This window comes from Haloferax sp. Q22 (assembly GCF_001482285.1).
GTDB lineage: Archaea > Halobacteriota > Halobacteria > Halobacteriales > Haloferacaceae > Haloferax.
This window is the reverse complement of sequence record NZ_LOEP01000029.1, coordinates 49,772-68,353: the sequence shown is the minus strand read 5'-3', so window position 1 is coordinate 68,353 and position 18,582 is coordinate 49,772. Positions and strand designations below refer to the sequence as shown.

23 protein-coding genes and 1 tRNA gene are annotated in these 18,582 nt (G+C 66.4%); 12 read left to right on the top strand and 12 right to left on the bottom strand.

Annotated elements, in window-relative coordinates; genetic code table 11:
• Positions 1-17: 17 nt before the first annotated feature.
• From AM590_RS21435 to AM590_RS12605, 8 genes are all read left to right on the top strand, one after another.
• The gene (locus AM590_RS21435; protein ID WP_115804898.1) at positions 18-152 is read left to right on the top strand and encodes a rubrerythrin-like domain-containing protein; all 135 of its coding nucleotides are present in this window, start codon (positions 18-20) and stop codon (positions 150-152) included.
• Positions 149-571, top strand: coding sequence for a hypothetical protein (locus tag AM590_RS12630; RefSeq protein WP_058827788.1), 423 nt, complete (start codon positions 149-151; stop codon positions 569-571). The genes AM590_RS21435 and AM590_RS12630 overlap by 4 nt, the downstream gene beginning before the upstream one ends.
• 38 nt (positions 572-609) lie before the next feature.
• Positions 610-981 (top strand): hypothetical protein, encoded by a 372-nt coding sequence (locus AM590_RS12625; RefSeq protein ID WP_058827787.1) that lies wholly within the window; start codon positions 610-612, stop codon positions 979-981.
• 115 nt (positions 982-1,096) lie between these two features.
• Positions 1,097-1,723, top strand: coding sequence for a DUF6517 family protein (locus AM590_RS12620; protein WP_172795804.1), 627 nt, complete (start codon positions 1,097-1,099; stop codon positions 1,721-1,723).
• A gap of 47 nt (positions 1,724-1,770) precedes the next feature.
• Positions 1,771-1,926: a hypothetical protein gene (locus AM590_RS20885; protein WP_172795802.1), complete on the top strand. Its 156-nt coding sequence runs from the start codon at positions 1,771-1,773 to the stop codon at positions 1,924-1,926.
• A complete protein-coding gene (corA, locus tag AM590_RS12615) occupies positions 1,923-2,906 on the top strand; it encodes a magnesium/cobalt transporter CorA (RefSeq protein ID WP_058827785.1) in 984 nt (327 codons plus the stop codon). The genes AM590_RS20885 and corA overlap by 4 nt, the downstream gene beginning before the upstream one ends.
• 221 nt (positions 2,907-3,127) lie before the next feature.
• Positions 3,128-4,126, top strand: coding sequence for a transcription initiation factor IIB family protein (locus AM590_RS12610; RefSeq protein WP_058827784.1), 999 nt, complete (start codon positions 3,128-3,130; stop codon positions 4,124-4,126).
• 98 nt (positions 4,127-4,224) lie between these two features.
• Positions 4,225-4,404, top strand: coding sequence for a hypothetical protein (locus AM590_RS12605; RefSeq protein WP_004976607.1), 180 nt, complete (start codon positions 4,225-4,227; stop codon positions 4,402-4,404).
• Between the two features lie 58 nt (positions 4,405-4,462).
• On the opposite strand, the gene AM590_RS12600 is transcribed toward AM590_RS12605, so the two are convergent.
• Positions 4,463-4,870: a translation initiation factor IF-2 subunit beta gene (locus AM590_RS12600; RefSeq protein ID WP_058827783.1), complete on the bottom strand. Its 408-nt coding sequence runs from the start codon at positions 4,868-4,870 to the stop codon at positions 4,463-4,465.
• A gap of 267 nt (positions 4,871-5,137) precedes the next feature.
• Between AM590_RS12600 and AM590_RS12595 the strand changes: the two genes are divergently transcribed.
• Positions 5,138-5,374 (top strand): UPF0058 family protein, encoded by a 237-nt coding sequence (locus tag AM590_RS12595; RefSeq protein WP_008093660.1) that lies wholly within the window; start codon positions 5,138-5,140, stop codon positions 5,372-5,374.
• 210 nt (positions 5,375-5,584) lie between these two features.
• Here the strand turns inward: AM590_RS12595 and AM590_RS12590 are convergent, their stop codons facing one another.
• The 4 genes from AM590_RS12590 to malQ form a co-directional block, all read right to left on the bottom strand.
• Entirely contained in the window at positions 5,585-6,022 is a 438-nt protein-coding gene (locus AM590_RS12590; RefSeq protein WP_058827782.1) for a DUF555 domain-containing protein, read from the bottom strand.
• A gap of 62 nt (positions 6,023-6,084) precedes the next feature.
• Positions 6,085-6,999 (bottom strand): DNA-3-methyladenine glycosylase, encoded by a 915-nt coding sequence (locus AM590_RS12585; RefSeq protein WP_058827781.1) that lies wholly within the window; start codon positions 6,997-6,999, stop codon positions 6,085-6,087.
• Positions 7,000-7,112: 113 nt separating this feature from the next.
• The gene (locus AM590_RS12580; protein WP_058827780.1) at positions 7,113-8,057 is read right to left on the bottom strand and encodes a mechanosensitive ion channel family protein; all 945 of its coding nucleotides are present in this window, start codon (positions 8,055-8,057) and stop codon (positions 7,113-7,115) included.
• Between the two features lie 66 nt (positions 8,058-8,123).
• Complete coding sequence (gene malQ / locus AM590_RS12575; protein WP_058827779.1) at positions 8,124-9,614, bottom strand: 4-alpha-glucanotransferase; 1,491 nt, start codon at positions 9,612-9,614, stop codon at positions 8,124-8,126.
• A gap of 205 nt (positions 9,615-9,819) precedes the next feature.
• Between malQ and thrS the strand changes: the two genes are divergently transcribed.
• The gene (gene thrS / locus AM590_RS12570) at positions 9,820-11,751 is read left to right on the top strand and encodes a threonine--tRNA ligase (protein WP_058827778.1); all 1,932 of its coding nucleotides are present in this window, start codon (positions 9,820-9,822) and stop codon (positions 11,749-11,751) included.
• Positions 11,752-11,763: 12 nt separating this feature from the next.
• Here thrS and AM590_RS12565 read toward each other — a convergent pair whose 3' ends face one another.
• The 4 genes from AM590_RS12565 to AM590_RS12550 form a co-directional block, all read right to left on the bottom strand.
• On the bottom strand, positions 11,764-13,203 hold the full coding sequence (locus AM590_RS12565; protein WP_058827777.1) for an alpha/beta hydrolase family protein: 1,440 nt from the start codon (positions 13,201-13,203) through the stop codon (positions 11,764-11,766).
• Between the two features lie 116 nt (positions 13,204-13,319).
• The gene (locus AM590_RS20530) at positions 13,320-13,592 is read right to left on the bottom strand and encodes a hypothetical protein (protein ID WP_157575465.1); all 273 of its coding nucleotides are present in this window, start codon (positions 13,590-13,592) and stop codon (positions 13,320-13,322) included.
• A 190-nt stretch (positions 13,593-13,782) separates the two neighbouring features.
• Positions 13,783-14,280 carry a pyridoxamine 5'-phosphate oxidase family protein gene (locus AM590_RS12555; protein WP_058827775.1) on the bottom strand — a complete coding sequence of 166 codons (498 nt, stop codon included), beginning with the start codon at positions 14,278-14,280 and terminating at the stop codon, positions 13,783-13,785.
• Between the two features lie 38 nt (positions 14,281-14,318).
• A complete protein-coding gene (locus AM590_RS12550) occupies positions 14,319-15,626 on the bottom strand; it encodes an MFS transporter (RefSeq protein ID WP_058827774.1) in 1,308 nt (435 codons plus the stop codon).
• A gap of 119 nt (positions 15,627-15,745) precedes the next feature.
• Here AM590_RS12550 and AM590_RS12545 point away from each other — a divergent pair, with 119 nt between their 5' ends.
• On the top strand, positions 15,746-15,997 hold the full coding sequence (locus tag AM590_RS12545; protein WP_042664781.1) for a hypothetical protein: 252 nt from the start codon (positions 15,746-15,748) through the stop codon (positions 15,995-15,997).
• Between the two features lie 2 nt (positions 15,998-15,999).
• Here AM590_RS12545 and AM590_RS12540 read toward each other — a convergent pair whose 3' ends face one another.
• A complete protein-coding gene (locus tag AM590_RS12540) occupies positions 16,000-16,230 on the bottom strand; it encodes a hypothetical protein (RefSeq protein WP_058827773.1) in 231 nt (76 codons plus the stop codon).
• Positions 16,231-16,486: 256 nt separating this feature from the next.
• A tRNA-Lys gene (locus AM590_RS12535) sits at positions 16,487-16,560 on the bottom strand.
• A 132-nt stretch (positions 16,561-16,692) separates the two neighbouring features.
• Between AM590_RS12535 and AM590_RS12530 the strand changes: the two genes are divergently transcribed.
• Positions 16,693-18,150, top strand: coding sequence for a DHH family phosphoesterase (locus AM590_RS12530; protein WP_058827772.1), 1,458 nt, complete (start codon positions 16,693-16,695; stop codon positions 18,148-18,150).
• Between the two features lie 4 nt (positions 18,151-18,154).
• Here AM590_RS12530 and AM590_RS12525 read toward each other — a convergent pair whose 3' ends face one another.
• The gene (locus AM590_RS12525; RefSeq protein WP_007274456.1) at positions 18,155-18,448 is read right to left on the bottom strand and encodes a PRC-barrel domain-containing protein; all 294 of its coding nucleotides are present in this window, start codon (positions 18,446-18,448) and stop codon (positions 18,155-18,157) included.
• Between the last annotated feature and the right edge of the window lie 134 nt (positions 18,449-18,582).

Sequence of the window (18,582 nt, the reverse complement as noted above, 5' to 3'; positions counted from 1 at the left end):
TTCCGTACGAATGTTCGATGGAACGCGCTTCGTACGTCTGTCGTGAGTGTCAAACGACCGTGAGCGCCGCGTCGTACCGTTCGACCTGCCCCGAGTGCAGCGGTGAGCTTCGGCCCACGTCGGTGACGAGTCGCCGGCGCGCCGGAGATTGAACGACGCGCGCGGGTCGTCCGACCCGAGCGCCGTCCGCTCGCTCGCAGTCACGACCGACGACCTCGTGACCGCCCTCGAGGCGAACCGCCGGGGCGACGACCCCGTCGTCCTCCGCGTCACCCCGCCGTTCTACGGGCGGATGCGGGCTCGAATTCACCGCACAGGAGGCGAAGCCTCGGACTACGCCGACCCCGAGCCGATGCATCTCGACCCGCGGATCTTCGTCGCCGACGACGCCCCCGCGTATCCCGAACCCGACGAGACTCGACCGGAGCCGTACGAGGTCGAAGCGCACCACGAACGCCACACGGAGGCGGTTCGAGCGTGGCGCTCGGCGGTCCGCGACCACCTCCGCGACGCGGTGGCGCTCCCGACGGACGACGGCCCGCACGAGGTCGAGGTCAAGTACCTCGGCTGAGCGAACCACTTTTTCCCCGCGAGGCACACCGTAGCGACATGAGCACCGACGAGTACCGCCGCGGGACGGCGGTCGAGCGCGAGCGGCAGCAGAAACAGCGCCCGGCGCGCGGCCGCTACCGCGGGGTACTTCCAGTCATCTACGCCATCGGATTCGTCATGTTTACCGGGGTCTCGCTGTATATCGGGCCGGAACCGGCGTTCGCGGTGTACCTCGTCACCCACGTCTTCTACGCGGGCCTCATCCGCGCCGACATCAAGTCGCTCCGCGGACAGGGCATCGACTGGGGCGCGTCGCGACACCTCTGGTTCGGCGCGGCGTTCGCGCTCCCGTTCGTCGCGCCCGCCTACTACTTCTACAGCGGCCGCGTGATTCGCCGCGAAAACGAGTCGCGGAACCTCGGCGACTGAGCGAGCGCCGCGGAGCGATCCGGGGGACCGGCCAGCGGCGGGAGCCGTCCGACCACCGAACTTATGCCCGGAGGGTGGAAACGTCGGGGTAATGACTTCCAGACGCGTAGTCGCGGTGCTCGCGCTCGTCGCGCTCGTACTCACGAGCGGCTGTATTGGCTTTCTGACGGGCGAGGAGACGCTGACGTTCGAGTCACAACCGGCCACGGCGGACGCGACGGTCGCCGAGAACGCCGGCTACGAGACGAACGGGACCGAGACGTTCGCGGTGAACCGCACGCTCTCGTTCGGCGGACAGGAGCGTAAAATCGCCGCCAGCAACCATATCACGACGTACGAGAAGTCGCTGGACCTCGGCTTCTTCGGCGAGGCCAAGCTCGGCTCGTTCAGCGTCATCTCGACGCCCGCGGTCGAGGTGGCCGGCCAGCCCCGAAACCCCATCGGCGACTACTCGAACGACGACCTCATCCGCCTCGTCGACAACCAGTATCAGGGCCTCAGCGACGTTGACCCCGTCAGCTCTCGCAACGTCCAGATGCTCGGGCAGACCACCAACGTCACGAAGTACAGCGCCACCGCGCGATTCGGCGGCCAAGAAGTCGACGTGTACGTCCACGTGACGAAGGTCCAGCACAACGAGGACTTCGTCATCGCAATCGGGCTATACCCCCAACAGCTCGACGGTGAAGAGGAGAACGTTCTCGAACTGATTCGCTCGGTCGAACATCCGTCTGAAGCGTAAGCCGCTTCGGGGGAGCCTTTTTCTCGTCGCCGCGGGTCGGTGATTCCATGACTCGTGTGCGGACCGCAGGTATCGCGGTGACGACGCTCGGCGTCGTCGGCTACGGCGTCGGGGTGCTCGTCTCCTATCCGGGGCGGGCGTTCTCGGTGACGGCCGTCATGGTCGGCATCACGCTCTGGGCCATCGGAGGTGACGTGCGGTGATTTCAGCGCTCGTCTACCGCGACGACGGCGCATCGGCCTACGAGGAGACCGCGCTGGACGCGGCGCGCGACGCCGAGGGGACCACGTGGGTTCGCGCGACCGCCGCGGAAGATTTCGAGCGCGTCGCCGAGGCGTTCGGCATCCACCCGCTTTCGGTCGAGGACGTTCGGAACGACGCCCGACCGAAGGCCGAGGAGTACGACGAGTACACGTTCGTCGTCGTCCGAATGGCGACGCTCCGCGCCGGCGAGCAGGTGTTCGAAGAGGAGGTCCAGACCAGACCCGTGGGACTCTGCTTCGGCGACGACTGGCTCGTGACGCTGACGCGCCGGGAGTTAGAGCCGATAAACTACGTGTGGAACGCCATCGTGCGGGAGGAACCGCGGATGCTCCGGTTCGGACCGGACTTCGTGGCCTACCGCGTCATCGACCGCATCGTCGACGAGTACTTCGGGCTGTTGGACGAGGTCGGCGAGGAGATCGAACTCATCGAGGACAGCATCTTCGAGGGGCCCGACCCGGAGGTGCTCGAAGGGCTGAACGCCGTTCGACGCGACCTGCTGTCGTTCCGAAAGACCGTGTGGCCGACGCGCGAGGCCATCGGGGTGCTCTCCCGGGGTGACCCCGACTACGTCCGCGAGACGACGGAGAAGTACTACCGCGACGTGTACGACCACCTCGTCGAGTTGGTCGACCTCACGGAGACGTACCGCGACCTCGCGCGCGGCGCGCGAGATATCTACCTTAACACCCTCTCGCAGTCGACGAACGAGGTGATGAAGACGCTCACTGTCGTCGCGACCATCATCCTCCCGCTCACGCTCGTCGTCGGCATCTTCGGCATGAACTTCGACCCCGGCGCGTCGGCGTTCAACATGCCCGAACTCGGGTGGGCCTACGGCTACCCGGCGACGATGCTCGGGATGGCGCTCGTCTCCGTTGTCCTACTCGTCTACTTCCGCCGGGAGAGTTGGCTCTGAGCGACGAAAGAGATATACTCCCCGATTAATCATCTCTTGTTTCGGTTCGCGTCGGTTCGATGACGACAAAGCGCCCACATCGTGCGATTGACCCACACGACCTCGGCGAAAAGTTTATATGCTTTTCGGACTTACTGATGGTAAGGCCAGTCCAAGCCGGATTATTCTTTCGTCTTCTGTGGTCTTCCCGGCCGAGACGTATCCGCGCCTTCCACCACCCCATGAGCGACACAATAACCACCCGAACCTACAGTACCGACGCAAAGGCCAGGGACGTCCGTCCCCGCGAGTCCGAGCGAGACGAAAAACAGCAGGACGAAGCGCAGGTGTGCCCCGAGTGTAGCGGCAACCTCGTCACCGACGAGGAGCACGGCGAGACGATTTGCGAGGAATGCGGCCTCGTGGTCGAGGACGTCGTGGTCGACCGCGGCCCCGAGTGGCGCGCGTTCGACTCCGCCGAGCGCGACAACAAGTCCCGCGTCGGCGCGCCGACGACCAAGATGATGCACGACAAGGGACTGTCGACCAACATCGGCTGGCAGAACAAAGACGCCTACGGCAAGTCCCTCTCGCCGCGCCAGCGCGAGCAGATGCAGCGGCTCCGCACGTGGAACGAGCGGTTCCGCACCCGCGACTCCAAGGAGCGCAACCTCAAGCAGGCACTCGGCGAAATCGACCGCATGGCCTCGGCCCTCGGCCTCCCGGAGAACGTCCGTGAGACCGCCTCGGTCATCTACCGCCGCGCGCTCAACGACGACCTGCTCCCCGGCCGTTCCATCGAGGGCGTCGCCACCGCGGCGCTGTACGCGTCGGCCCGGATGGCGGGCACTCCCCGTTCGCTCGACGAACTGGAGAAGGTCTCGCGCGTCGATAAGATGGAGCTCACCCGGACGTACCGCTATGTCGTTCGCGAGCTGAAGCTCGAAATCAAGCCCGCCGACCCCGAGCAGTACGTCCCGCGGTTCGCCAGCGAACTCGGCCTCTCCGACGAGGCCGAGCGGCAGGCCCGCCAGCTCCTCCGCGACGCGAAGGAGACGGGTATCCACTCCGGCAAGTCGCCGGTCGGCCTCGCCGCCGCCGCCGTCTACGCCGCCGCCCTCCTCACCAACGAGAAGGTGACCCAAAGCGAGGTCTCGACGGTCGCGGATATCTCCGAGGTCACCATCCGCAACCGCTACAAGGAGCTGCTCGAAGTCCAAGACGGTACCCTGTTCGCGTAAGCGCTCGGTGGGCTCGGTGGCCCCGGTGGCCCGCACTTTTTCTCGGCCGTGCCAGACCGTAACAACATTTATCCGCATCCCCGGAGCATATACGGGGTATGGTTGAAGCGTTCGTCCGGCTCTTGTGCCCCGAATGTGGAAAGGACTGGGAGACGAATCCGACCGACCTCCCCGCTCACCGCGACAACTACTCGTGTCAGGGATGCGGTGCGACGCGGCGCACGGCCGAGTTCATGCGGACGGAGCGCGACCTCCAGACGCTCAAACAGTTCGAGTAGCGAGGAGTGAGAGAGGAACCGCCTCCGGTACGGAGCGGCCTCGCGGGACGTTTGCTTTTTAGATGTCGGGAATCGCCGAGAGCGCGCCGCATGCGTCGCACTTCAACACCTCGGCACCCTGTTCGGTGACGAGTTTCGTGTCCGGGGACCCGCACTCGCTACACAGCACGAACGACTCGACGTACTCGTCGAGCGCGTCGGCGATGCGGCGCTGGCGGAACTCGCCGGTGAAGCGCGCGCGACTTCTGTCGTCGATTTGGGCGCTCGTCCCCAACTCCGTCTGGAAGAACTTCAGAACGTGCGCCGCCTCGCGTGCGAGGCGGTCGTGGGTCGCCGCGAAGTTCTCGTAGACCGTGACGTTCCCCTCCTGGCGGACCGTTGGTTCCGGGACGCTGAAGCGGTCGTCGCCTTCCGCGACGTCCGGTGACTCCGAGAGCGCGCGGTCCAGTTGGTCGTCGTAGTCCATGCGCGACAGTACGCGCACGCCGGGGTAAAATTCTCACGACCCCCGGCGCGCGCGACCGGCGCTCGGCGCGCGCCCTACATAGCTATATAAACCACTCGTGAGATTCCGCCGATGCTCGCTATCGAGGGGGCGAAACAACAAACGAATTGAAAACAGTCGGACACGAAATTTCCCCTGAGACCCCCATAATCGGCGGTTTAAGGGAGTCGGATGCTAACGTGACTCAAGATAATACTATATCCCTCCGGTCTCAAGCCGTGGTTGCTCATGAAGAAGCAGGAACTCATCCACCTGCACGGTCTGCTCGCAGAAGTCCACACCCAGATTGAGGCCTGGGAGGACGAGGAAATCAGTCTTGTCGAGTACAACGAACTCGGCGTACGACCGACATCCATCCACAAGTCCAAGACGGACCACAAAGCAGCCGTGTTTAAACTGGCGAAAGGTATCACCGGAGCGATGCACGAGGCCGAACCAGAGCCGCTCGCACCGCAAGCCGACTGAACCGAGAAAAGAAACGCGTTCTCCTCTACACGACCCTACACCCGAGAGCGACCGCGCCGTTCTCTCGCGCGACGACACTCCCGAGTGACCGCTGTGCCGAGCTACTTGGAATTGGATGAGTTCCACGCGCGAGTAGAAGCAACAACAGCGGTCGGGCGGGACCAGGCGACGCGACAACGAGATGCGACGACGCAAGGCGCGACGACGGCCTCAGCGGTCGTCGACGAGGTCGTCGAAGTCGACGAGCGTGTCGTCGTCGGAAGCGCCGGTCTCGGTACGGGTGTCACCCTCGCCGTCCGTCTCGACCGAGTCGTCGTCGACCCGTTCGACCGACAGCACCTTCAGCGGGATGTTTTCGAGGCGTTGACCGATCTCCTTGCGGGCGATGCGCGAGGCGTGTTCCTCCTGTTCGACGTTGAAGACGGTCATCTCCAGTTCGAGGGCGACGAGCGCTTCGTCCGCGGCGATGAACGCGGGGGGGAGTTCCTCGCCCTCGGGCGAGGCGCGGGTACCCATGCTAATCTCGACGTACTTCAGGTCGGGATTGAGCATCTCTCCGGTCTTCGAGATGGCGATGCGAATCGCCTCGTCTACGGTTTCCACGTCGTACACCGGGACCGCGGCCTCGACGACGACTCTGCAGTCCATGGTTACGATGAGGTTGTGTGCCGAAGGGTATCAACCTTCTTGCCACGCCGTCTCGTGCCCGCTCATTCCCCGCCGGAACGGAGGTAGTGAAAGACGTACGTCTGGGTGTAGCCGGCGTAGCGACCCCCGAGGCGCTCGCGGATGGCCCGCGAGGTGTCGGCGTAGTTCCCCCGGTCGCAGTCGGGGTAGTGTTCCTCGATGGCCGACCGAATCCACGTATCGAGCGGGACGGCTTCGAGGTAGTCGAGCGAGAACAAGAGGACGCAGTCCGCGACCTTGTCGCCGACGCCGACGAACGTCGTCAGGAAGTCGCGGGCGTCCTCGTAGTCGCGGCCGCGGGCCTCGTCGGGCGTCGCCTCGCCCGTGGCGACCATCTCGGCCGTCCGCTGGACGTAGGGCGCGCGGTAGCCGAGGCTGAGGTCGCGGAGTTCGTCTTCGGTGGCCTCGGCCAGACGCTCGGGCGTCGGGTACGCGAAGTACGTCTCGCCGTCGAACTCGACGCGCTCGCCGTAGGTCTCTCTGAGCCGCGACTGCATCCCGAAGATTCGGGAGACGCGCATCTGCGCCGAGCAGATGAACGAGACGAGACAGCCGAACGGCGGGTCACGGACGAGCCGCATCCCCGGGTACGCCTCGTAGGCCCGCCGGACGAGCGGTTCGTCGGGCATCTCCGAGACGATGGCGTCGAGGTCGTCGTCGAGGCGGAGCAGGTGGGTGAGAAGCGGGACGGCGTCGAGGTTGGATTCCCACTCCAGCGCGCCGTCGGTCTGGCGGACCCTGACGATGGCGGACTCGTCGGAGACGCCGTCGAGCGGCGGGACGACCGTCTGGTACCACGCGTCGCCGCCGTAGGCCGCATCGCGCTCGTACATCCGGCCGTCGGGGCGATCCCAGAGGTACGACTGGCCGCTCTCCAGCGTCGATTGGAGGTCGAACGCTCCGTCGAGGCTCGCGAGGTCGATGACACCCGTCTCCATCGCTTCGACGTTGGGCGCGGGGGATTTGCGGGTTTCGATGCCGGCGGACGAGACGAGGCGGTGACGAGCGGGACGGCGACAAACGAGGCGCGCAACGTCGGCCCGCGTCGCGCTCAGCGGTTGCGGCTCACCGGGAAGCTGACGCGGTCGGGGTGGTCGCCCAGTCGGTCGAGGATGCGCTCGTACAGCCGGTTTTTGACGCGCTGGGCGCGGGTCGGAGGGACGAGCACGCGGAGTCGGAAGACGACCCACGACTCCTCCTGTGCGACGTTGACGGTCGGGCCGCCGGCCACGTCGAGGTCCAGCGGCGACTCGGCGAGCCTGGCCCGGTAGCGTTTCATCGCGGCGTCCATGTCGTCGCCGAGTTCCTCGTCGGCCACGTCCAAGAGGAGTTGGCGGACGAACGGGAGGTCCGTCTCGTAGGACACCTGCACCGGCACCTCCGTCCAGACGCGGTCGAACAGCGCGCCGTAGTTGACGACCTCAGAGGAGAGGACGAGCGAGTTCGGGACGGTGACGGTCCGACCGGACGGCTGGTTCGACGCGAGGGTGCCGCCGGTCTCCCAGAGCGTCGTGACGAGGAAGTCGACCTCGGCCACGTCGCCGGAGACCGAGCCGATGTTGACGCGGTCGCCGACCGCGTACGGTCGTTTCACGAGGATGTAGAACCAGCCGATAAAGGAGAGAATCGGCTGTTGGAGCGCGAAGGTGACGGCGAAGCCGATGACGCCGAACGAGACCAACAGGCCGAGCCACTGCTCCGTGAACGCCCCGAGGACGCCGACGAGCGCGACCCCGCCGAGCGTGAGTCGGAGGACGTTCCGAACGTCATGTGCCCGGCGGCGGTCGGCGATACGCTTGACGAAGAACGCGGCGAGAAACCGGTAGACGCCGTAGGCGACGAGCGCGACCGCGGCGGCGGACAGCCCCTTCGAGAGGAGCAGGTCGGCGTTGGGCACGTCGAAATCGGAGAGAGGGGTCGTCGCGCGGACGAGTGCCGAGAGAACCGCGGCGATGAGCCCGGCGGCGAACGCGCCGAGGCCGAGGCGGCGAGACATACCGTTGCCGTCGGGTGGGCGACTGAAAAAGGTGTAGTCGAACCGAGGCGAGGGTCGGCGGCGGCCTCAGTTGCGGATGTGGAGGTCGGTGAGGTTCGCGAGGCGGTCGGCGACGCCGTCGTCGAGGCCCTCGCGGGTGACGCGCCACTCCCAGTTACCGGTCTGCGTGCCGGGGGTGTTGAAGCGGGCGTCGGAGCCGAGGCCGAGGAGGTCCTGCGTCGTCGTGAACGCGATGACGGACGCGGAGTTCCAGACGGCGTCGATGATAGACCAGTGAATCTCCGAGCCGTCCGCGCCGATGTTGTAGTGGAGGCAGTCGCGGGTGCGGTCGTCGAGGTCGCGGTAGTAGCCGACGAACGTGTCGGTGTCGTGGGTCGAGGTGTAGGCGACGGAGTTCTCCGGGTAGTGCATCGGCTGGTACATGTCGCCCTCGCGGCACCAGTCGGCGTACTGCGGAACGCGCATGCCGGGGAAGGCGAACCGGTCGCGGAGGTCGACGAGCGACGCGTCGAGGAAGCCGAGGTCCTCGACGATGAAGGGGAGGTCGCCCAGTTCGCGCTCGACCGTCTCGAAGAAGTCGTGACCGGGGGCGTCGCGCCACTCGCCGTCGCCGGGGTCGTCGGAGTCGGCGTCGATGGCCCAGAACTCGTCGAAGCCCTTGAAGTGGTCGATGCGGGTCACGTCCACGAGGTCGAACAGGCGGCGGAGGCGGTCGAGCCACCAGCCGTAGTCGTCCTCGCGGAGCGTCTCCCAGTCGTACAGCGGGTTGCCCCAGCGCTGGCCGGAGTCGTCCGGGTTCGGCGGGACGCCGGCGACGACGGCGGGTTCGTTCGACTCGGTGAGGTCGAACGCCTCCGGGGCGGCCCACACGTCGGCGCTGTCGAGCGCGACGTAGATGGGAAGGTCGCCGACGAGGGTGACGCCCTTCTCGTCGGCGTAGTCGGCGAGGGCGCGCCACTGCTCGTCGAAGCAGAACTGGACGAACTCGCGGTAGCGGATCTCGTCGGCGCGCGCCTCGCGGGCGTCGGCGAGCGCGTCGGGGTCGCGGGTCTTCAACTCGGTCGGCCAGTCTATCCACGCCCGTTGGAACTCGTCTTTCAGGGCGGCGAACAGCGCGTAGTCGTCGAGCCAGCCGGCCTCGCGCTCGCGGAAAGCGTCGAAGGCGGCGCGGTCGTCCTCGGTGGCCTCGGCCTCGAAGCGGTCGAAGGCGGCGCGGAGCCGCGAGCGCTTGTACTCGCCGACGCGCTCGTAGTCGACCGCGTGGGGGTCGAAGTCGGGAACAGGTTCGAGGTCGTCGTCGGTGAGCCAGCCGCGCGCGACGAGGTCTGTGAGGTCGATGAGAAGCGGGTTGCCCGCGAACGAGGAGGTCGATTGGTACGGCGAGTTCGCCATGGCGGGTTCGGTCGGCCCGAGGGGGCAGAACTGCCACATCGACTGTTCGGCGTCGGCGAGGAAGTCCACGAAGGCGCGCGCGCCGTCGCCGAGGTCGCCGATGCCGTGGGGCCCCGGGACCGAGGTGACGTGCATGAACACCCCGCTCTGTCGAGAAAGTCGCATACCCACAGGGTCCGCGGGCGACCCAATTGGTACTTTGGGTCGAAACAGCGGGCCGTCGCTGAGACCCCGAGCGTGGGGACGGGGTTCGACTCACGCCGCCCGCCGCCGCAGTTGTGCTAGCAAATCGCACGAAACCGGCCGCGAGCGGGCGTTGCTCGCGCCCGTCTCAACAACACTTATTCTCCCCCGTCCGTTCCGTGCGCGTATGAGTGATATCGCTGTCATCCTCCCCGACGGGACGGAACTCTCCGTCGAGGAGGGTGCGACGGTGCGAGACGCCGCGTTCGCAATTGGCCCCGGCCTCGGCAAGGACACCGTCGCCGGCGTCGTCGATGGCGAGCTCGTGGACAAGGAGACGCCGCTCCACGACGGCGCGGACCTCGTCATCGTCACCGACCAGTCCGACGAGTATCTGGACGTGCTCCGTCACTCGGCGGCCCACGTCTTCGCGCAGGCCCTCCAGCGGCTCCACCCCGAGGCCAAGCTAACCATCGGCCCGTGGACGGACGACGGCTTCTACTACGACGTGACGAGCGTCGACCTCGAACAGGAGGACCTCGAAGCCATCGAAGACGAGATGCGCGACATCATCGAGGAGGACCTCGACATCGAGCGCGTCCTCGTCGACCGCGAAGAGGCCCTCGAAAAGTACGCCGACAACCCCTACAAGCGCGACATCCTCGAAGACGAGGCCGCCGGCGACGACGAGCTCTCGTTCTACCAGCAGGGCGAGTTCGAGGACCTCTGTAAGGGCCCGCACGTCGAATCGACGGGCGAAATCGGCGCGGTCAAGCTCCTGAACATCTCCGCGGCCTACTGGCGCGGCGACGAGGAAAACGACACGCTGACGCGGGTGTACGGCACGGCGTTCGAGTCCGAGTCCGACCTCGAAGAGTTCCTCGACATGCGCGAGGAGGCCAAGGAGCGCGACCACCGGAAGCTCGGACAGGAGCTGAACCTGTTCGCCATCGACGAGACGACGGGACCGGGCCTGCCGCTGTACCAGCCCAACGGCAAGCGCATCCTCGACGAGCTCGCGGACTACGCGAAACAGCTCAACCTCGACGCGGGCTACGACCCCGTCGAGACGCCCCACCTGTTCCGGACGGAACTGTGGAAGAAGTCGGGCCACTACGAGAACTACGTGGACGACATGTTCCTCCTCGACGTGAACGACGAGGAGTACGGCCTGAAGCCGATGAACTGCCCCGGTCACGCGACCATCTTCGACCAGCAGTCGTGGTCCTACCGCGACCTGCCGGTGCGCTACTTCGAGGACGGGAAGGTCTACCGGAAGGAACAGCGCGGCGAGCTGTCGGGCCTCTCGCGTGTCTGGTCCTTTACCATCGACGACGGCCACCTGTTCGTCCGCCCCGACCAGATCGAAGACGAGATCAACCTCATCATCGACAACATCCTGACGGTGTTCGACACGTTCGGGCTGGACGCCGAAGTCGCGCTCGCGACGCGCCCCGAGAAGTCCGTCGGCAGCGACGAAATCTGGGAGCAGGCGGAGACGCAACTCCGAGCGGTGCTCGACGACAGCGGCATCGACTACGGCATCGAGGCCGGCGACGGCGCGTTCTACGGGCCGAAAATCGACTTCGCGTTCAAGGACGCCCTCGGTCGCAAGTGGGACGGCCCGACGGTCCAACTCGACTTCAACATGCCCGACCGCTTCGACCTCACCTACACGGGCGAGGACAACGAGGACCACCAGCCGGTGATGATTCACCGCGCGCTCTACGGCAGCTACGAGCGCTTCTTCATGGTCCTCATCGAGCACTTCAACGGCAAGTTCCCGTTCTGGCTCGCGCCCGAGCAGGTCCGCATCCTGCCCATCTCGGACGACCAGATGGGGTACGCGAAGAAGCTCCAGTACGAACTCGGCGACTTCCGCGTCGACATCGAGGACCGCTCGTGGACGCTCGGCCGGAAGATTCGCGAGGCTCAGACCGACCGCGTCCCGTACATGGTCATCGTCGGCGGCGACGAGGAAGAAGACGGAACCATCTCCGTCCGCGACCGCAAGGAGCGAGAGGCGAAGGACGTGAGCGTCGAGGCGTTCCGCGACCACCTCCAGAGCGAATACGACGAAAAGCGCCCCGAACCCGACTTCCTCGCCGACGAGGAGTGAGGGCCCCGGCCGTCAGGCGGTAACTGATTCTCTGTTTCGGCGGTTCCGTGCCGCCGCGTCCAACTCTCGCCGAACCGTCGTTCGGAACGACTCGTCTCTGATGAGGTTCGCGAGCACGCCGAAATGTCCGCAGTCCCACTCGCGGCGGTTCGGCCGCGGAACGCCCCACTCGTCGAGGAGCGCGCGGGCCGTGGACGCGGGAGCCATCTCGTCGCGCGTCCCGACGAACGGGAAGACGCGTTCGGGCGCGAGACACGGGTCTTTCGGCGGGTTCAACAGCGGTGCGAACTCGTGGAGCGCCTCGCCGGTCCAGCCGGCCGCGTCGAGCGCGTCGTCGATGTCGAGCAGTCTCGTGAGTCCCCCCGAGAGGAGCGTCTGGTCGATTGCGCCGGGCATCCCCACGGGGAACAGCAGGTCGGGGCGCATGGACTCCGGCCAGTCGCCGCACCGCCCGCCGACGTGGAGCGCGATGGCGCCCCCGAGGCTGACGCCGCCGACCCCGACGACAGGCGCGCCCTCGGTCCGCGCCCAGTCGATGAGGACGGCGGTCTCCAGCGCGGCCGCCGAGTAGAGCGTGAACAGGCCGACGGGCGCGCGGGCGATGTAGGGTTCGCCGCTGTACCGACCGAGTAGCTCGCGACGGCCGTGCCACGGCGCGTCGGGGAGGATGACCCGATAGCCCTCGGGGGCGAGCGCGCGGGCGACGTACTCCTCTTCGGGCCAGTAGGTGAGTTGGTCGTCGAACATCCCCCACCCGGAGTGGAAGACGAGCGTCGGCAGGTCGTCGGCAGCGTCGACGGGTTCGTACACCCGCGCAGTCGCCCGGTCGCTGAGATGCGGCGAGGGCGACCGGAAGCGGAGCAGGTACTCGACGGTTCCCGGCCCGCGGACGGTCGCGGAGCGCTCGACCCGGGGGAACTCCTCGGCCGCGCTGGACTCGGCGAAGCCGTACAGTCGCTCCGGTTCGGCGAGTTCGTGGTGCCAGCGGGTCCGCGCGTCCTCGGGAGAGGGTATCTCGAACTTCACCGGCGGCACGAGGTGTTCCTTCGGGAGGAAGCCGAAGATGTCGGTCGGTTTGGCCCGCCGTTCCGACACCTCGCGGCGCTCGCGCTCGACGGCGACGCGCTCGTCCGGCGTCGACTCGGCGTCGCCCCAGAAGACGCTGTCCCAGCGCTCCATCGTTTCGTCGTACGCGCCGCGGAGGCGGGCGTACTGCGCGAGGGCGCGTTCAATTCGGTCGTGGAGGTGTGGCGCAGGCGGCGCGCCGACCTCTCGGAGGTACGCTTCCGGACCCTCTGAGAGCGCCACGTCAGCCGCGGCGCGAGCGCGGACGACACCGAACTCGCGGGGAAGCGAGCGGGTTTTGAACGCCTCGAACGGGCGCGAGGTCAACAATCGGCCGGCAGGCGAGGTGAGCAACCGGTGTACCGCCGGGGTTTCGAGGTGGTCCATACCGTGTGATACGAGTGACAGGATAATGACCCTAGGCCCGCGTGTCGGAGAATGAGAACGGTCGGGAGGTGACGCCGCCGCTGGCACGACGACTCGGGAGACCGGAAACGGGGCTATCAGAGGTCCCCGTGATATTCTGCCTTCCGCGCCTCCTCTCGCAACGTGCGCGCGTCGTCCTCGTCTGCGCCGGGAGACGCGTCCGGTTCGCGCTCCCCGTTCGACTGCCGAAGGGCCAACGCCCACCCAGCGGTGTAGACGACTGCGGCGACCACGAGACCGACGCCGAGGCCGTACGCGTACCCCGAAACGGCGAACGCGAGAAACGCGATCGAAGGACCGCCGACGAGCGCGTAGCCGAGGTTGTCAGCGACGGTGCTCCGAAGCGACATGAAGCGTCGTTCGGCCGCCGAAGGCCAATAATTTGTGGCCACCGGTTCGGAGAGCAGAACCAGCCACTCGTCGTCGTAAATCAGATACTGCGATACGAAATGCCGTTCCGCGAGGACCGAGTCGTGCGATTCGAAAAGGAAGACAGTCGAGTGAGTCACTGGGAGGGGCGAAACAGAAACGGGGCGGCGCTCAGGCCGAACCGAACCGCCACCGCGTCGCGTCGGCCGGAAAGCCGGACCACGCCAGCACGCGCTCGGGTCGAATCCGAAACACCGGCGTCCCGTGTCGAATCCCGTACTTCGCCTCGTAGGCGTCGTCGATGCGAGCGAGGGTGGCCTCGTCGGCGGTTCCCTCGTCCAGTCGCTCGGCGACGCCTTCGAGGATGACCACGTCGGTCCCGCTTTCGGTGTGGACCGCGAGGCGCGGGTCGCTCGCGAGGTTCCTGACCCATCTGGTTCGCTCGCCGCCGCCGCAGTAGAACGCGCCGTCGACCCAGACGCCCCAGACCGGGCGGGCGTGCGGTCGGCCGTCGGGCCGGGTCGTCGTGACCCAGAACACCTCGTCGTCGGCGAACGCGGTTTCGACGACGCGCCACTCCAAGAGCCCCGCTTCCGATTCGGGGATGCCGTAACTCGGTTCGGTCACCGGGCGGTCGCGGGTCGTCGCGGGCGGCGCGTCGTCGGGCATGAGAGAAAGAGGGGCCGCGAGAGAGTAAGCGCGAAGCCCTACCACGTCGTGAGCGCGTCGGTCCCGTGGGACCACGTCAGGGCCGCGAGGAAGGCGAGGACGCCGGTGATGGCCGACGCGCCGCCGACGAAGAACACCCACTCCATGCCGACTTCGGCCATGAGGTAGCCGCCGAGGAGGGGCGCGACGACGCTGCCGGGCCGCCAGAGGAGTTCTCGGATACCGAAGCTACTGGCGACCCCCGCGCCGCCGGAACCCTCGTCGGCGAACAGCGCCATACTGGCCGGTTCGCGGAGACTGTCGGCGACGCCGAGCAGACCCGCGAGGCCGACAAGCGGGAGGAAGGCGGGCGAAAGCGGGCCGAGGAAGGGGAACACCGCGGGGAGCGCGAGCGCCTCGCCGACCGCGGGCGAGAAGGGGACGGCGAGCGCGATGAGGCCGTACAGCCCGCCGCCGACGAAGACGAACCGCGCCCGACCGTAGGAATCCGAGATGCGCCCGGTGTACGGCTGGCAGAGCATGTTGGTGAACTTCTCAGCGACGACGGTCGCGGCGACGGCGATGCCGCCGTATTCGAGGCCACCCGAGGCCGCGGAAACCCCGGCGTAGATAGGCACCCACGTCCGGACGAGGGTGACGGCGACGGCGTACTGGACGCGGAACGTCGCCATCGTCAGGATGCGCTCGTTGAGCGCGAGGTCCGTGAACGGAAAGCCGTGGACGCGAGTCTCGTCCGGGGGGAGAAACACCCAGATGGCGACGACGGCGATGGTGAGGAGAATCGTGATGACGATGAAGATGGGCGTGAAGCCGAACAGGTCGTAGAGGATACCGGCGCTGATGCTCCCGAGGATTGAGGCCGCGAAGCGGGCGGCGTTCGCCTTTCCGATGTGGTTCGCACGCGTCCCCTCGCGGGCGAGCTCGCCGACGAGCGCGAGCGACATCAGCCCCGCGCCGGTGACGGCGACGCCTTGTGCGGCCCGCACGAGGATAAACGAGAGACTGGAGTCGACGAGCGGGAACGCGGCGTAGACGACCGCGCCGAGACCGACCGTCCCCGCGAGCACGAGACGTTTGTCGTAGCGGTCGCCGGCCCACGACAAGGGTACGACAGCGACGGTCTGGGCGAGCGTGAAGCCGGTGGTGAACATCCCGATGACGAAGCCGCGAGAGAGGGAGAAGCCGCCGAGCGCGAGTCCGCCGAGCGCGAGTTCGGGGACGACGACCGCACCCGGGTCGAGTTCGTTGATGTACTTCGGGAGGAGCGTGACGAGCGTGATGAACCCGAAACCGCCGGCGAACCGAGTGAGATACAGCGTCCAGAATCTGAGACGGGTGCGGTCCATGGGCTGTGTGCGGCCAACCGGCGAAAAGAAGTTCCGGAACCGGCCGTCGCCGCGAGCGACCTAAAGCCCCATTCGATAACGGCGGTTAGCTTTATCTTTCACGGTGAGTGACATCTACTATGGAACTGGTGGGTGGAGCGATGGCGGCGAGAGGTGTTGAGACGCGCCTCATCAGAGTAGAGCGGGAGATGAACGACCACGGGGCGATGACCGTCCGCGTGGTCGAGACCGGAGAGTTGCGCACCGTGGTGGCGTGTGCGACTTCTGACCTGCGGGAGCGACTCGCCTCGGCGACGAGCGGGTCGGAGTTCCCCCTTCGACTCGCGGCGTCACCCGGCCGCGGGAACTCGTGGGTCGCGCTCGGTCGGTGAAATCAGGAGTCGAACAGGAGCTTCGCGCCGACCGCGAGGGCGCCGAAGAGCGCCACGAGCACCGCGCCCGCGACGACATCGGCCCCGAACAGCACTCCGAAATCCGGGGTGAACGCGGCGATGAACCGGTCGGGGTCGAAGTGCTCCCCGACGCCCGTGGCCAGCCCGAAGACGACGGCGACGAGAAGCGTAATGAAGACGAGGACCAGTTCGGTCCTGTCACTCTGGTTCATACTCGGTAGCGTTCGGAGCAGGGTATAAAACACCCGGAGGTGACGAGCGAGTCGGCAGTCCGACACGAACGGCCGAGACGGAGTCCCGACTGCCGGTGTGAGTCTGCGATGAAGGAATGGGCCGGACGAGATTTGAACTCCACTCTCTCCGCTCACTTCGTTCGCTTCGCTCCCTAGTTCAAATCGCACAGTCAACGTGGGCACACACTGAAAGCCCAGCCGCTCTCTGGGGACTGTGATTCCATCGGAAAGGTAGTGGGCCGGACGCGATTTGAACACGCGACCGTCTGATTAAGAGTCAGACGCTCTGCCTAACTGAGCTACCGGCCCTTGCAATCTCTCGTAACTGCCGGTAGGTAAAATGACTTTCCTTTCTGTACGACGACGGCAGGGACGCACACGCACGAAACAACGAACAAACGGTGGGTGTTAAGTGGCGGCCGACCGGAGTAGCGGGCAACGATGAGTGCAGGGGTCAGCATTTCCTCGATGTCTACGTACGCGATACTCGGCTGCGGGAGCGTCGGGCACGCGGTCGCCGAGGAACTGACAGACGAGGGAAAAGACGTCCTCATCCTCGACAAGGACGAAAGCCGCGTCGAAGCCCTGCGCGACCAGGACTTGAACGCGCAGACGACGGATATCACCGACCCGGAACTCGCCGACGCCGTCACCGGCCGCGACGTGATTCTCATCCTCTCGTCGGACGTCGAGGCCAACAAGGCCGCCGTCTCGACCATCCGCGACCGCGGCGAAGACCAGTTTATCGTCGTCCGCGCGTCGGACCCCGTCTCCGAGGACGAACTGACGAAACTCGGTGCCGACGTGGTCATCAACCCCTCCGAGGTCATCGCCGACTCGGCGCTCCGGAGCGTCGAGTCCGGCGAACTCGAATACAAGGCCCGCCAACTGGCCGACCTCCTGCGCGACACCGACCACGGGATGGCCATCCTCACCCACGACAACCCCGACCCCGACTCGCTCGCGTCGGCGGTCGCCTTACAGGCCATCGCCCGCGAATACGACGTCGAGGCCGACATCCTCTATTCGGGCGACATGGGCCACCAGGAGAACCGGGCGTTCGTGAACATCCTCGGCATCGAACTCACCCCGCGGGCCGACTCGAAGCCGCTCGAAGAGTACGGCGCGGTCGCGCTCGTCGACCACATGAAGTCGGGAATGCCCGACCTCGGTGACGCCGATATCACGGTCTTCATCGACCACTTCGAGCCTGACGACGGCATCGACGCCCGCTTTACCGACGTGCGGCCGAACGTCTCTTCGACCTCGACGATTCTCACGAAGTACATCCAGGAGTTCGACCTCAGCCCGTCGCAGGCGGTGGCAACGGCACTCCTCTACGGCATCCGCGCCGAGACGCTCGACTTCAAGCGCGATACGACGCCCGCGGACCTGACCGCCGCGGCGTACCTCTACCCCTTCGCCGACCACGATACGCTCGAAAAGGTCGAGTCGCCGTCGATGTCGCCCGAGACGCTGGACGTGCTCGCCGAGGCCATCCAGAACCGCGACGTGCAGGGCTCGCACCTCGTCTCGAACGCGGGGTTCATCCGCGACCGCGACGCGCTGACGCAGGCGGCCCAACACCTCCTCAACCTGGAGGGCATCACCACGACCGCCGTCTTCGGCATCGCCGACGACACCATCTACCTCGCGGCGCGGTCGAAGGACATCCGCATGAACATCGGGAAGATTCTGAGCGACGCCTTCACCGGCATCGGCGAGGCCGGTGGCCACTCCACGCAGGGGTCCGTCGAGATTCCGCTCGGCATCTTCACGGGCATCGAGTCCAACGACGACAACCGCGACACGCTCCTCCAACTCACCGAGGAAGCGGTAAAGCGCAAGCTCTTCCGTGCGATGGGCGTGGAGGGCGGCGAGAGCGGAAACGGAAGCTAAAACGTCAGACGACGAGCGACTCTTCGTCTTCTTCGGGATTCTTCAGGCGCTCGATGACGTCGTTGATGAGAATGACGTCACCGACGGCGCGGACCCACCGATACGGGATGAGAACGCCCTTCCCGGGTTCGATTTGATTGCGGAACAGTTCGTCGTTCAGCGCCGTCAACGCGAGACCGGTGACCGTCTCGTGGTCCAGGTCGAGGCGGACGTCTTCGACTTCGCCGACGAACACACCGTTGTTCGAGTAGACCTCCCGGCCTACGAGCGTCGTAATCTCTTCGGGCGTCCCGTCCATATCCGCCAACATGGGATGCCGGGTCTTAATTGTTCGTAGCCCGCGACTCGGGCCGCAGACACGCGGCAGACGGGCGTCCGACGCCGGCGGGAAATCGCCGGATAGTGTCGTGATATTCTGTTGAAAGGAGGCGT